A 12,883-nucleotide genomic window follows, 5' to 3' on the forward strand; every position below is an offset into this window, starting at 1 on the left:
GCAGACATGACCTCGTTCACCGGCATCCCGGAAGCCGCCCTCGACTTCTACGAGGACCTCGAGGCCGACAACAGCAAGACGTGGTGGGCCGAGCACAAGCACACCTACGACGAGTCGGTCCGTGCGCCGATGACCGCGCTGACCGAGGTGCTGGCCGACGAGTTCGGCAGCGCCAAGCTGTTCCGCCCGCACCGCGACGTTCGTTTCTCGAAGGACAAGGTGCCGTACAAGACTCACCAGGGCGCCTATGTCCAGGTGGCGCCGTCCACGGGGTACTACGTCCAGGTCGACGCCGCCGGACTGATGGTCGCCGGCGGCTTCTACGCATCGACGTCCGACACGATCGCGCAGTTCCGCGCCGTCGTCGACGACGACGTGAGGGGCGCCGAGCTGCAGAAGATCGTCGCCGACCTGGAAGGGCGAGGGTACGACCGCGGCGGTGATCGCCTGAAGACGTCCCCTCGTGGATACGACGCCGATCATCCGCGGATAGACCTGCTTCGTCACAAATCTCTGACTCTCGGCCGCAGTTTCGGGTGCCCGCCCTGGCTGGACACCGAGGCGTGCGCCGACCACGTCCGAGCGGCGTGGCGCGATTTCACTCCGCTGATGGAATGGTGCCGTCAGGTTCTGGCCTGACGGGCCCACACCGCCAACTGGATCTCCATCAGCAGACGCGCGGCGGGGTCGGACAGATCGGTCCGCGTGATCTCCTCCACCCGGCGCACACGGTAGCGCAACGTGTTCGGGTGGACGTGCAGATCGGCAGCGGCCCTCCGGACGTCACCGAAGTGCGTCAAGTACACCCGGGTGCTCTCGCACATCGACGACGACGTTCTGGCGTCGTACTCGACGAGGGCGCTCATCCGCGGATCCTGCAGAGCGGGGTGAGCCGCCACCATGTCCACGATCTCGCCGAGCAGCACCGACGTGCGCGAATCGGCCAGCGTCGTCACGCGGTCACCGGTGGAACCCGACGTTCCGTCCAGCACACGGTCCACCTCGGTCCGCGCAGCCGCCACCTCGCTCAGGGCGGCGACGGGCGATGCGACCGCTGCGCGGAGGCGGACGGTCGTGCGCGCGTCGATGCGGTCCAGGAGTTGGCGCGTCCACGACTCGACCGACGTCTCGGCGCGTGTTCGCGGTATCAGCACGTAGATCCGGTCGCCGATGGCGGTCACCAACGACAGGCGGTGGAAAGAGCTGGCGTGCAATCGAATCGCCGTCGACAGATCGGACGTCGCGGTGGCGGACGTGGCGCCGGTGGCTGCCAACCCGATCACCGCGGCAGGCCCGTCGGTGGGAATGGACAGTGCGGCGGCGAGTGACGGGACGTCGACGCCGCCGCCGCGGGCACCGAGCAGACGCTGGATCTGCAGTGCCTCGTTCGTCGGGGCTTGGATGATGCGGGTGATCAGCCGTGCCGCCACCGCGGCGGCTCCGCGCAGCACGCTGCCGGCGTCGTCGGCCAGAGGTCGCTGTCCCTCCTGGATCCACAGGGTGCCCAGCAATTTCGGCTCGGACGAGGTCGTCCTGATGCCCGCGACCAGCCGTCGTCGGATGCCGAGATCGGGGTGCGCCGGAACCTCGACGACGTCGTCGGATCGCCGGACACTGTCGTAGACACCCCACTGTTCGAGACGTCGAAGGTACTCGGACGGGCCCTCCCTGCCGAGTATCGACAACGTGCGCAACTCGTCGGCCTGATCGTTCGAGGCTGAGTAGGCCAGCACATGCGACCGCTCGTCCTCGATGCTCACCATGCCCCGGGTGAGAACGGCGACCGTGTGCGCGAGGCCGAAGAGGTCGGTGTCGGCACCGAGTACGCCGCCGAGGTCGGAGGGTCCGGTCGGGACGATGTGCTGGTTCGACTGGTCCAGCACCCCGCGCACCATGGACAGCAACCGGTCCCAGCGCGTCTGCGAATGCACCGCGATCAGCGCAACCCCCGCCACGCGGGCAGCGTGCTGCATCAACGTCGACGACGCGGCGGCCTTGCTCATGACAGCGACCGGTCGTAGGTCCGCGCTGCGCGTCCCCACTTCCTCGAGCCACGTCACCGCGTCCGCCTCGCGGACACCCGCCAGAAGATAGAGATCGGCGGCCGCCGCCGTCGTGTACGCCTCGGCTGACAGGTCGTCCGGATCCACCAGCGTGACGGACGAGATCGGAACCTCGAGACCCGCCGGGGCGACCAGAACCTCGACGAAGGCGGCATGCAGCGCGCGCACCACCGCGTCGAGGGTCGGCGCGTTCCGACGGGACACCATGCCGTCGACTGTACCGAGGCTTTGTTCGGTCGGACAGAGCATCGGGCGAACTCTCGTCGGATCGGCCGAATATCCGGGGGGTGGTCATGGGATTGAGTGATCACACCCCGATCGACGAGAACACCCGGAGGACCCGAGATGGACGCCGTCACCGCCGTACCCACCCCGACGAACGAACCCGTGCACACCTACGCACCGGGAAGCGCCGAACGAACCAGGCTGACCACCGAACTCGATCGACTGGCCGGCACACCCACCGAGATCAAGCAGGTGATCGGCGGGGTGCACCGTGATGCGAGCGGCCCGCGCGAGAACGTCGTCCAGCCCCATCGTCACTCGTCGGTCGTCGGATCGTTCACCGGCGCCACGCACCAGGACGTGCGCGACGCGATCGATGCTGCGGCCGCCGCGGCACCCGCCTGGCGATCGCTCCCGTTCGACGAGCGTGCCGCGGTGTTCCTCCGCGCCGCCGATCTGCTGTCCGGCCCGTGGCGCGAAACGATCGCTGCGGCCACCATGCTCGGACAGTCCAAGAGTGCCTACCAGGCCGAGATCGACTCCCCGTGCGAACTGATCGACTTCTGGCGTTTCAACGTCTCCTTCGCCCGCCAGATCCTCAGCGAGCAGCCGATGTCGTCGGCCGGCGTGTGGAACCGAGTCGAGTACCGCCCCCTCGAGGGATTCGTCTACGCCATCACCCCCTTCAACTTCACCGCCATCGCCGGCAATCTGCCCACCGCTCCCGCCCTCATGGGCAACACGGTGCTGTGGAAGCCGTCGCCGACGCAGGCCGTGGCCGCGTACCTGACGCTGCAACTGCTCGAAGCCGCTGGGCTGCCCGCCGGAGTGATCAACCTGGTCCTCGGCGACGGGCCGCTGGTCTCGGAGGTCGCACTGGCCGACCGTCGATTGGCAGGAATCCACTTCACCGGATCGACGCCGACCTTCCAGCGACTGTGGCGCGAGGTCGGCGAGAACATCGCGAACTACGACAGCTACCCGCGACTCGTCGGCGAAACGGGCGGCAAGGACTTCGTCGTCGCCCACAGCTCTGCCGACCCCGACGTCCTCACCACCGCCCTGATCCGAGGCGCCTTCGACTACCAGGGCCAGAAGTGCTCGGCCGCATCACGGGCGTTCGTGCCGAAGTCGGTCTGGGCGAAGATGGGGGACACCCTCGTCGACACCGCGTCGTCCCTGACCTACGGCGACGTCACCGACCTGTCGAACTTCGGGGGAGCGGTGATCGACCGGAAGGCGTTCGACCGCAATGCCGCAGCTCTCGACCGGGCGAAGTCCGCCCCCGGCCTGACGATCGCCGCCGGTGGTACCTGCGACGACTCCGAGGGCTGGTTCGTCGACCCGACGGTGCTGCTCGGCGACGACCCGAGCGACGACGCGTTCCACACCGAGTACTTCGGGCCGATCCTCGCCGTCCACGTGTACGACGATTCGGCACCCGGGGCCTTCGCCGACACCCTCGCCATGGTCGACAAGGCCTCCAGGTATGCGCTCACCGGATCGATCATCGCGACCGACCGCGTCGCCGTGGCGCAGGCGACCGATGCCCTCCGCTTCGCCGCCGGGAACTTCTACGTCAACGACAAGCCCTCCGGAGCCGTCGTCGGACAGCAACCGTTCGGTGGAGCCCGAGCCTCGGGGACCAACGACAAAGCCGGGTCACCGCAGAACCTGCTGCGGTGGGCGTCGGCACGCACCATCAAGGAAACCTTCGTTCCCGCAACCGATCACACCTACCCGCACCAGGGAGTCTGACGATGCCGACCAATCCGCTCCGTCCCGTCCTGCTGGCCGCCGGGCGCTCGCACCGACTCGAACGCGTCGTCGCGAAGTCGGCGCTGACCCGTTCACTGGTCCAGAGGTTCATCGCCGGAAGCACCGAACCGGAAGTCCTGGCATCGGTCGGCGACCTGCTCGCCTCCGGTCGCGCCATCAGCGTCGACTACCTCGGCGAGGACACCACCGACGCCGCGCAGGCCACGGCCACCGTCGACGCCTACCTGTCGCTGCTCCATTCCTACGCCGCACTGCGAGCACCCGGTGAGCACGCGCTCGAGGTGTCTCTCAAGTTGTCGGCGCTGGGGCAGTCGCTGCCGGGGGACGGCCACGACGTCGCGCTGGCCAACGCACACAAGGTCTGCGCCGCCGCGGACGCCGCGGGCGTCTGGGTCACCGTCGATGCGGAAGACCACACCACCACCGACTCGACGCTGTCCATCGTGCGGGAGCTGCGCAAGGACTTCCCGTCGCTGGGCACCGTCCTGCAGGCGTACCTTCACCGCACGGAGCAGGACTGCCGCGACCTGTCCGGCCCCGGATCGCGAATTCGCCTGTGCAAGGGCGCGTATCGCGAGCCGGAGGCGGTCGCATTCCAGAAGAAGGAGGACGTCGACGCCTCCTACGAACGGTGCCTCAGGGTGCTCATGGAGGGCGACGGCTACCCCATGGTCGCCTCCCACGACCCACGGATGATCGACGCTGCACTCCGCGACGCTGCCGAGCTCGGCCGCGGTGCCGGCAACATGGAGTTCCAGATGCTGTACGGAATCCGCGACGGCGAACAGGTCCGGCTGGCGTCCGAAGGTCACCGCGTCCGCGTCTACGTACCGTTCGGCACCCAGTGGTACGGCTACTTCATGCGTCGGTTGGCGGAGCGTCCGGCGAACATGACGTTCTTCCTCCGCTCACTTCTCTCCCGCTCCTGAGCCGGTTCGCGCGTCCTATCCACCGACCGGCCTCCGGCCTGCCCGACCGTCGAAGCTTCCGTCCCGGCACGACTCACCGAGGGCGGGAGTGAAGATGGTGTCACCGCACGTGCGGCAATAGTGCGTGCGGTGATGGCCGATGCCGCACGAGCATGCCCGCGCGCCGACCAGAACCGAACGGGCCTGCAGCGCATGGCCGTTGGTGCAGGTAGCGGGCGCTTCCTCGTGCCACACCCCGTTCATGAGATGCAGCTGCCGACGGCGGTTCATCACGGACGTCTCCTCGGGAATCACACGTCACGAGGGAAGGTCTGACGTCGGGCGGTGCAGTGACATCACCCTACAACACATCGAACAGGTGTTCGACAGGGATGTCTCAGGCGAGATCGACGCGCGCGACGGCACCCGAGGTGGGGAACGGCGAACCGCCCGCAGGTTCGACGGTGACCGACAAGGCGGTGGCGTCGTCGACAGGGACGGAGGCCGGCACCGCCAGGGCATCGGCGTCCATTGTGCCGACGGACACGGGTGTGCCTTCGATGAGCCAGACCTGGTAGACCGAGCCGGCGGGAGGCGCGTCCACTCCCGTCATGTGCACGATCGCGCGATCCTGGCCGGGTACGTAGTCGACGGTCATCGTTCCGCCGCCGACGACGGGTGATTCGAGCGGAGCGGCCACCGCTACGACGGGCGCGTCCGCAGTCGTGTTCTGCTGGAACGTGACTGCGCCTCCGACGGCGACCACGGCGGCCGCAGCAGCGACCAGGGCCGCGGTGCGTCGACCGCGACGGCGAGACGGGCGGAGCGGAACGACGGTGGCTCCGGCGACCGGCACCTGGTGCGTGTCCTCGACGGCACCGAGAATGCGATCGCGCAGTTCGGCCGGTGCGGGCACTCGTGTCGACTCGGACGCGACGGCCATGGTCTCGCGGACGTCGCGCACGATGGCGTCGAACCGGCGCCGGGTCGATGTGTCGGAATTGTCGAGTCGGGTCATGGTCTCGAACTGCTCGGACGCTGCCATCGCATCCAGAGCGCACACGTACGCGAGCTCGAGGAGATCTCTGTCAGGCATCCTGAGAGGCTGATCGGGCGAACCGTGGTCGCTCATCTCGAAGTGCCTCCATGTGTCGAATAGGGCTCAGGCAGAGAGTGGGCGACACAGAACCCCCGTTACATCCACGGCCGTCTCTCCTGGCAAGTACACCGGGTATTCGGTGCGCTCGACCGGCCGGATGGGCACCCCCTCCTCCGGCGGTCACCCGCCGTCCACCAGGCGCGGCCGTAGGTGTTCGAAGATGAGGATCGTCTCCGTCGAGGCCACGGAGGGATGAGCGCTGAGGTTCTGGACGACGAAGTCGCGGAGATGTGCGGAATCCTGCATCGCCACGTGGATCAGATAGTCGTCCGCCCCGGCGATGAAGTAGACGTCGAGTACCTCCGAGTGCGCGGTGAACGATTCCGCAAATTCGCCGAGGTGGCGCCGCGCTCCGGCGAGCAGGCGGACGGCGATCATGGCTTGGAGACCCTGCCCCAGGGCGGCAGGGTCGACGTCGGCGTGGAATCCGCGAATGACGCCGCGGTCGACCAGTGACCGCACGCGGCCGAGGCACGTGTACGGGGCGATGCCCGCTCTGCCGGCCAGTGTGTTGTTGGGTATGCGGGCATCGACGGCCAGTTCCCGCAGGATGACGCGGTCGACACGGTCCAGCGTCGAGGGCCGAAGATTGTTCGACGTGACCGGGTCCGATAGGCCGATGTCCGACGATTCGATGTCCATGACGGCATCTTAGAGAATTATCTTCACTCGGATCGCGGAGATGGCGAACAAAGTTCACGATATGGGGACGTATTCCGACTGGAAAGGACCCGTCATGAAGATCGGCATCCCCCGTGAGCTGAAGAACCACGAATACCGGGTGGCGGCGGGCCCGGCCGGTGTCCACGAGATGGTGGGTCGCGGGCACCGGGTCCTGATCGAGACCGGCGCGGGCGAGGGTTCCTCGTTCTCGGACGCCGACTTCAAGGCGGCCGGTGCGGACGTCAGGCGCTCCGCGGACGAGGTCTGGGACGAGGCCGACCTGCTGCTCAAGGTCAAGGAACCGATCGCGGCCGAGTACTCGCGGCTCCGGGCCGGTCAGACCCTGTTCACCTATCTGCACCTCGCCGCGTCGCCCGAGTGCACCGACGCCCTCCTCGCGTCGGGAACGACGGCCATCGCCTACGAAACGGTGACCGGGCGCGGCGGCGGACTCCCGTTGCTCGCGCCGATGAGCGAGGTCGCCGGCCGTTTGGCGACGCAGGCCGGCGCCTACCACCTGATGAAGCAGGCCGGTGGCCGCGGAGTGCTGATGGGAGGAGTGCCCGGAGTGAGTCCGGCGTCGGTGGTCGTCATCGGCGCAGGGGTGTCCGGCTCGCACGCCGTCTCGATGGCACACGGTCTCGGAGCGGACGTCACCGTGTTCGATCTCGACGTCGACAAGTTGCGAGTGATCGACGCGAGATACCGCGGCCAGGTCCGGACCCTGGTGTCCACCTCATGGGAGCTCGAGCAGGCGATCGTGAACGCCGACCTCGTCATCGGCGCGGTCCTGGTGCCCGGGGCGAAGGCCCCCACGCTCGTGTCGGACGCATTGGTGGCGCGGATGAAGCCGGGATCCGTCCTCGTCGACATTGCCATCGATCAAGGTGGCTGCTTCGAGAGCTCACACCCCACCACTCACGACGATCCGACGTTCGCGGTGCACGACTCGCTGTTCTACTGCGTCGCCAACATGCCGGGGTCGGTTCCGCGCACGTCGACGCAAGCGCTGATCAACGCGACCCTGCCCTATGTGCTCACGCTGGCGGACCAGGGATGGGAGCAGGCGTGCCGAACGATGCCCGGTCTGGCCGACGGTCTGAGTGTTCACGACGGCGACCTGCTCTCGGAGACCGTGAGAACGGCCCTGGGTCGCTAGAGTCGGCCGGTATGACTGTCATCCAGGTCGACACCGGTACCGATCGCATCGACGCGACACTCGCGACACCGTCGGGAGAAGGGCCGTGGCCGGCGGTCGTGATCGTGCACGACGTGTTCGGCATGTCGGACGACGTCCGCAACATCGCACAACGATTCGCGGACAAGGGTTACCTGGCACTGGTGCCCGACCTGTACGCACGAGGTGGCCGGGCCAAGTGCGTCGTCGGGGTGTTCCGGTCGCTGTTCGCCCGCCAGGGGCAGGCCGTCGACGATCTGATGGCGTGTCGCGACGCGCTGGTCGCGCGGGACGACACGACGGACTCCGTGGCCATCGTGGGATTCTGCATGGGCGGCGGATTCGCCCTGGCCCTGGCGCCTCGTGGATTCGACGCCAGCGCGCCCTTCTACGGTGTGCTCCCCAAGAACATCGAGGAGGCACTGGAGGGCGCGTGCCCCATCGTCGCCAGCTTCGGCAAGCACGACCCGGTTCTGCAGGGAGCCGGCAAGAAGGTGGAGAAGGTGTTGCAGGACAAGGGGATCGAGCACGACGTGAAGACGTACCCGGGTGCCGGCCACAGCTTCGCGAACGACTCGGCACGAGGTCCCGCCGCACTACTGCTCCGCATCACCGGGTTCGGCTACAAGCACGAGCAGTCGGAGGATGCGTTCGCCCGCGTCTTCGACTTCTTCGGGCGCCACGTGAAGAACTAGCGTCCGACTCCCGGCCCCTGCAGCGCACCGCGCACCTCGCCGGTCTTGGGCTCGATGGCGCCGCGACTCTTGACCCATCGGCTGGGCAGCTTGCCCACCAGCTCGCCCAGCGGGTTCACCGCCGCCGCGAGAACGTCGACGGTGTCCTGCAGGATCTCCACGCTGGCGCTCATGCGTTCGAGGTTGGGCGCCAGCGAGCTGAGCGACTCGGCGACGGTGACCAGCTGATCCAGCGGGCCGTTCTTCGCCGTGAGTCGTTTGATGGCGCCGTCGTCTCCGAGAAGCGTCTCCACCAGGCCGCCCTCGGCGATGGCCGTGTCGATCACGCCGTTCTTCTTGGTCAGCGCCTCGATGACGCCGCCCTCCATGGTCAGCAGCTCGATCGGACCGTCCTTCGCCGTCAACCGCTCGATGGGACCGTCGACGGCGGTGAGCCGGTCGAGCAGTCCTCCCTCGGCCAGCAGTCGATCCAAGGCACCGTCCTCGGCGAGGACTCGGGTGAGGGGACCGTCGTCGGCGAGGATGCGTTCGAGCGGACCGCCGGGTTCGAGCAACCTGTCGAGGGTGCCGCCCTTGCTGGTGAGTCGGTCGACGGCGCCACCCGGCTCGAGCAGGCGATCCAGCGGTCCACCGGGTCGCAGAGCGTGGCCGAACGCCCGGTCGTCCGAGGTGAGTTCGGCGAGTTGACCCAGAAGGGCCAGCGGTCCGCCGCGCGGATTGGCCAGCGCGAAGGCGTCGATCGAGCCGGACGCTCCGGCGGCCAGAGCCATCCTCGTCGTCGCGACGGCGGATTCGGCGACGCCGACTGCAGACTCGGCGACCGCCAGCCCGACGCGCACCGGCAATGTGACTGCGGACACCCAGTTCATGGGGTCACTGTAACCCTGCATCCGACGTCGCGGATCAGTGCGCGAGCTTCAATCCGATCACGCAGCCGACCAGGCCCGCGATGAGCGCGATCTTGATCGGGGTGGCGGACTCGGTGCCCGACACCATCGCGTAGACGACGGTGAGGGACGCGCCGATCCCGACCCACACGGCATAGGCCGTGCCGGTGGGAATCGTGCGCATCGCGTAGGCCAGCCCGCCCATGCTCATCACCAGCGCCGTGCCGAAGACGATGGTGGGGACAGGTCGAGTGAAGCCCTCGGACTTCCCCAGTGCGGTCGCCCAGACGGCCTCGAGGACGCCGGACAGTACGAGAACGATCCAAGCCATGTGTCGTCGACTCTCCTGGCACCGTCTTGTCGCTGGCCGGGTACGGTGCGCTCGTCCGGGTCTGTGTCAGCAGTCTGTCCTCGACCGTAGCAAAGTCGCCGCGGCTCACAGCAAGCTCACAGCGACGCCCCGGGTAGATGTCAGCACCGACGGACACGATGGCAGTCGTGAGCGAGAATTCCACCATGACGACGTCGCGCCCCTCCACCACTGCCGAGGCCAAGGTGCTCGTCGTCGACGACGAGCCGACCATCGTCGAACTGCTGTCGGTGAGTCTCAAATTCCAGGGGTTCGAGGTGCGCACCGCGTCGGGAGGCCCGGCGGCGCTCGACGTCGCGCGAACCTTCAAGCCGGACGCCCTCATCCTCGACGTCATGATGCCGGACATGGACGGCTTCGGGTTGCTACGACGACTGCGCGCCGACGGTATCGACGCACCGGCCCTGTTCCTCACCGCACGAGATTCGGTGGAGGACAAGGTGACCGGGTTGACGATGGGCGCCGACGACTACGTCACCAAGCCGTTCAGTCTCGAGGAAGTCGTCGCACGGCTCCGCGTGATCCTTCGCCGGTCGGCACCCGGGCCGCTGACGCAGCCGTCGCGACTCGTGTTCGCGGACATCGAACTCGACGACGACACCCACGAGGTGTGGAAGGCCGGCGAACCGGTGGCGCTGTCGCCGACCGAGTTCACGCTGCTGCGTTACCTGATGGTCAACGCCGGAACCGTGCTGTCCAAGCCGCGCATCCTCGACCACGTCTGGCACTACGACTTCGGCGGCGAGGTGGGCGTCGTGGAGTCGTACGTCTCCTACCTGCGCCGGAAGGTGGACACGACGGAACCCCGGTTGATCCACACGCTGCGCGGAGTCGGGTACGTCCTGCGGGAACCGCGCCGGTGAGGCGTCGTCTCCAGGCCGTCCCGCTCCGCGTCACGCTGGTGGCGGTTCTGTTGCTGCTCGTGGCGTTCGGCCTCGCGGGCTCGGGTGTGGCGGTCACGAGTGCTCTGCAGAACACGCTGACCCAGCGTGTCGACGAGCAGTTGATGGATGCTGCATCGGGATGGGCCAAGCCGCGTGGTGACCGTTTCCTCGGTCCGCCTCCGTCCGAAGCGAATCCGCTGCGACCGCCCGCAGCGTTCTACGTGCGCGCCGTCGGGGCGGACGGGTCCGTTCGCGAGCCGGTGAGCGACCTCGGCGACGTCCAACCGGATCTCAGTGGCGCGGTGTCGGCGACACCCCGAACGGTCGGGTCTCTGGGCGGTGTCGATCAGCAGTGGCGGACGGTGACCGTGACCAACTCCGACGGCGAGACCACGGTCGCCATTCCGCTGACGGGAAATCAGGCCATCGTCTCGAGCCTGGTGAGGCTGCAGATCTTCATCGGGCTCGGGGTCATGCTGGTCCTGGGTGTCCTGGCGTACTTCGTGGTCAGGCGCAGCCTGCGGCCGCTGCGCGAAGTGGAAACCACGGCTGCTGCCATCGCCGCCGGAGATCTGCACCGTCGCGTCCCGGAATGGAATCAGCGGACCGAGGTGGGGCGACTGTCGGCCGCATTGAACGGGATGCTCGCCCAGATCCAGCAGGCGTTCGCGGCCACCGAGGCGTCGGAGAACGCGGCCCGTGAATCGGAGGACCGGATGCGTCGCTTCGTCGCCGACGCGTCCCATGAACTGCGGACACCGCTGACGACGATCCGCGGATTCGCCGAGCTCTACCGTCAAGGCGCTATGACCGACACCGAGATGTTGATGACCCGCATCGGCGGTGAGGCTGCTCGGATGGGGCTGCTTGTCGAGGATCTGCTGATGCTCGCGCGTCTCGACGCGCAGCGCCCGGTCGAGCAGAAACCCGTCGACCTGCTCATGATCGCGGCCGATGCCGTGCACGACGCGTCGGCGACCGCGCCCGAGCGGGCCGTGCGCCTCGAGGTGATCGAGGCCAGCGACGTACCCGAGGTGCTCGGCGACGACGCGCGGCTACGCCAGGTTCTGAGCAACCTGGTGAGCAACGCGTTGCGGCACACCCCGGTCACCGCGTCGGTCACCGTCGCCGTCGGAACCGTGGGCGAGAAAGCGGTTCTCGAAGTACGCGACACCGGGCCGGGCCTGAGCGAGGACGATGCGGACCGGGTGTTCGAGCGCTTCTACCGCACCGACAGGTCACGCACGCGCGAGAGCGGCGGCAGCGGATTGGGGCTGTCGATCGTGTCGGCTCTGGTCGCGGCGCACGGCGGCCACGTGTCCTTGCACAGCGTGCCGGGGGAGGGGGCGACGTTCCGCGTCGAGCTGCCCCGGCTCTCACCACTCGCCGACTCAGCCGGCTACCAGTCCCTCGACCAGGACGACGGCGATGAGGAGCATGACGACACCGATCACGACGTCGAGGACTCGCCAGGCGACGGGCTTGGCGAAGATGGGCGTCGCGAAGCGGGCGCCGAAACCGAGAGCCGTGAACCACACCACGCTGCCCAGGACAGCGCCGGCAGCGAACCACCAACGCGCTGAACCGGTTTCACGATTGGCCACCGATCCCAGGAACACCACGGTGTCCAGATACACGTGCGGGTTGAGCCAGGTCAGAGCCACACTCGTCAGAATCACCGATCGCAGGGACGCGCCGGTTGCAGTCTTCTCGACCGTCAGCGCGGACGGGTGCAGGGCGCGTCGGAAAGCGGTGAGGCCGTACACGGTCAGGAAGACGACGCCGGCGACGGTCACGACGGTGACGGCCGTCGGGTAGGTCTCGACCACGACGCCGATGCCGGACACACCGGCAAGAATCAGGATCGCGTCGGACAGCGCGCACACCAGCACTACCGCGAGGACGTGCTGCCGGGCGATTCCTTGGCGCAGCACGAATGCGTTCTGTGCGCCGATGGCGACGATGAGTGAGAGGCCGACACCGAAGCCGACCAGCATGGATGACATGCGACGAACGCTAGGGCGTGGTCGTGATGCAGTCCAGCTCATGTTTTTCAGCAGTCATGAGCGTAGC

Annotated in this window: 13 protein-coding genes, 1 pseudogene and 1 riboswitch; of the genes and pseudogenes, 7 read left to right on the forward strand and 7 right to left on the reverse strand. The window is 67.8% G+C overall.

The features are described 5' to 3' along the window. Positions 1–6: 6 nt before the first annotated feature. The gene (locus AC0IX4_RS05220) at positions 7–639 is read left to right on the forward strand and encodes a DUF2461 domain-containing protein (RefSeq protein WP_471828285.1); all 633 of its coding nucleotides are present in this window, start codon (positions 7–9) and stop codon (positions 637–639) included. Here the strand turns inward: AC0IX4_RS05220 and AC0IX4_RS05225 are convergent. Further along, complete coding sequence (locus AC0IX4_RS05225) at positions 624–2,270, reverse strand: PucR family transcriptional regulator (RefSeq protein ID WP_471828286.1); 1,647 nt, start codon at positions 2,268–2,270, stop codon at positions 624–626. The two genes, AC0IX4_RS05220 and AC0IX4_RS05225, sit on opposite strands and share 16 nt — an antisense overlap. A gap of 138 nt (positions 2,271–2,408) precedes the next feature. Between AC0IX4_RS05225 and pruA the strand changes: the two genes are divergently transcribed. Together pruA and AC0IX4_RS05235 are read left to right on the forward strand one after the other, a co-directional pair. After that, positions 2,409–4,046: an L-glutamate gamma-semialdehyde dehydrogenase gene (gene pruA / locus AC0IX4_RS05230; protein ID WP_471828287.1), complete on the forward strand. Its 1,638-nt coding sequence runs from the start codon at positions 2,409–2,411 to the stop codon at positions 4,044–4,046. A 2-nt stretch (positions 4,047–4,048) separates the two neighbouring features. After that, complete coding sequence (locus AC0IX4_RS05235; RefSeq protein ID WP_471828288.1) at positions 4,049–4,996, forward strand: proline dehydrogenase family protein; 948 nt, start codon at positions 4,049–4,051, stop codon at positions 4,994–4,996. Between the two features lie 15 nt (positions 4,997–5,011). On the opposite strand, the gene AC0IX4_RS05240 is transcribed toward AC0IX4_RS05235, so the two are convergent. The 3 genes from AC0IX4_RS05240 to AC0IX4_RS05250 form a co-directional block, all read right to left on the reverse strand. After that, positions 5,012–5,269, reverse strand: coding sequence for a hypothetical protein (locus AC0IX4_RS05240; protein ID WP_471828289.1), 258 nt, complete (start codon positions 5,267–5,269; stop codon positions 5,012–5,014). Positions 5,270–5,372: 103 nt separating this feature from the next. Next, complete coding sequence (locus AC0IX4_RS05245) at positions 5,373–6,071, reverse strand: anti-sigma factor (protein WP_471828290.1); 699 nt, start codon at positions 6,069–6,071, stop codon at positions 5,373–5,375. Positions 6,072–6,254: 183 nt separating this feature from the next. Next, the gene (locus AC0IX4_RS05250; protein ID WP_471828291.1) at positions 6,255–6,776 is read right to left on the reverse strand and encodes an Lrp/AsnC family transcriptional regulator; all 522 of its coding nucleotides are present in this window, start codon (positions 6,774–6,776) and stop codon (positions 6,255–6,257) included. 94 nt (positions 6,777–6,870) lie between these two features. On the opposite strand from AC0IX4_RS05250, the gene ald reads away from it, so the two are divergent. Further along, a complete protein-coding gene (gene ald, locus AC0IX4_RS05255; RefSeq protein WP_471828292.1) occupies positions 6,871–7,956 on the forward strand; it encodes an alanine dehydrogenase in 1,086 nt (361 codons plus the stop codon). 11 nt (positions 7,957–7,967) lie between these two features. Further along, the gene (locus AC0IX4_RS05260) at positions 7,968–8,669 is read left to right on the forward strand and encodes a dienelactone hydrolase family protein (RefSeq protein ID WP_471828293.1); all 702 of its coding nucleotides are present in this window, start codon (positions 7,968–7,970) and stop codon (positions 8,667–8,669) included. Here the strand turns inward: AC0IX4_RS05260 and AC0IX4_RS05265 are convergent. Both AC0IX4_RS05265 and AC0IX4_RS05270 read right to left on the reverse strand, forming a co-directional pair. Then, positions 8,666–9,538: an ABC transporter gene (locus AC0IX4_RS05265; RefSeq protein ID WP_235579486.1), complete on the reverse strand. Its 873-nt coding sequence runs from the start codon at positions 9,536–9,538 to the stop codon at positions 8,666–8,668. The genes AC0IX4_RS05260 and AC0IX4_RS05265 overlap by 4 nt on opposite strands. Before the next feature lie 34 nt (positions 9,539–9,572). After that, on the reverse strand, positions 9,573–9,887 hold the full coding sequence (locus AC0IX4_RS05270) for a DMT family transporter (RefSeq protein ID WP_042574479.1): 315 nt from the start codon (positions 9,885–9,887) through the stop codon (positions 9,573–9,575). A gap of 15 nt (positions 9,888–9,902) precedes the next feature. Continuing rightward, positions 9,903–9,965, reverse strand: a riboswitch (guanidine-III (ykkC-III) riboswitch). 107 nt (positions 9,966–10,072) lie between these two features. Here AC0IX4_RS05270 and AC0IX4_RS05275 point away from each other — a divergent pair. Next, complete coding sequence (locus AC0IX4_RS05275; protein ID WP_056072715.1) at positions 10,073–10,789, forward strand: response regulator transcription factor; 717 nt, start codon at positions 10,073–10,075, stop codon at positions 10,787–10,789. Continuing rightward, positions 10,786–12,393 (forward strand): sensor histidine kinase, encoded by a 1,608-nt coding sequence (locus AC0IX4_RS05280; RefSeq protein WP_471828294.1) that lies wholly within the window; start codon positions 10,786–10,788, stop codon positions 12,391–12,393. Before AC0IX4_RS05275 ends, AC0IX4_RS05280 begins: the two co-directional genes overlap by 4 nt. Here the strand turns inward: AC0IX4_RS05280 and AC0IX4_RS05285 are convergent. Continuing rightward, a pseudogene (locus AC0IX4_RS05285) lies at positions 12,283–12,858 on the reverse strand (LysE/ArgO family amino acid transporter); the annotation flags it as partial. The gene AC0IX4_RS05280 and the pseudogene AC0IX4_RS05285 sit on opposite strands and share 111 nt — an antisense overlap. Positions 12,859–12,883: the final 25 nt, after the last annotated feature.

The sequence above is a fragment of the Rhodococcus sp. AC861 genome (assembly GCF_979256035.1).

Bases quoted from the DNA above. Each gene is read 5' to 3' on its own strand.
- AC0IX4_RS05220 (WP_471828285.1), top strand. From the start codon at position 7: ATGACCTCGTTCACCGGCATCCCGGAAGCCGCCCTCGACTTCTACGAG.
- AC0IX4_RS05225 (WP_471828286.1), bottom strand. From the start codon at position 2,270: ATGGTGTCCCGTCGGAACGCGCCGACCCTCGACGCGGTGGTGCGCGCG.
- pruA (WP_471828287.1), top strand. From the start codon at position 2,409: ATGGACGCCGTCACCGCCGTACCCACCCCGACGAACGAACCCGTGCAC.
- AC0IX4_RS05235 (WP_471828288.1), top strand. From the start codon at position 4,049: ATGCCGACCAATCCGCTCCGTCCCGTCCTGCTGGCCGCCGGGCGCTCG.
- AC0IX4_RS05245 (WP_471828290.1), bottom strand. From the start codon at position 6,071: ATGCCTGACAGAGATCTCCTCGAGCTCGCGTACGTGTGCGCTCTGGAT.
- AC0IX4_RS05250 (WP_471828291.1), bottom strand. From the start codon at position 6,776: ATGGACATCGAATCGTCGGACATCGGCCTATCGGACCCGGTCACGTCG.
- ald (WP_471828292.1), top strand. From the start codon at position 6,871: ATGAAGATCGGCATCCCCCGTGAGCTGAAGAACCACGAATACCGGGTG.
- AC0IX4_RS05260 (WP_471828293.1), top strand. From the start codon at position 7,968: ATGACTGTCATCCAGGTCGACACCGGTACCGATCGCATCGACGCGACA.
- AC0IX4_RS05265 (WP_235579486.1), bottom strand. From the start codon at position 9,538: ATGAACTGGGTGTCCGCAGTCACATTGCCGGTGCGCGTCGGGCTGGCG.
- AC0IX4_RS05270 (WP_042574479.1), bottom strand. From the start codon at position 9,887: ATGGCTTGGATCGTTCTCGTACTGTCCGGCGTCCTCGAGGCCGTCTGG.
- AC0IX4_RS05275 (WP_056072715.1), top strand. From the start codon at position 10,073: ATGACGACGTCGCGCCCCTCCACCACTGCCGAGGCCAAGGTGCTCGTC.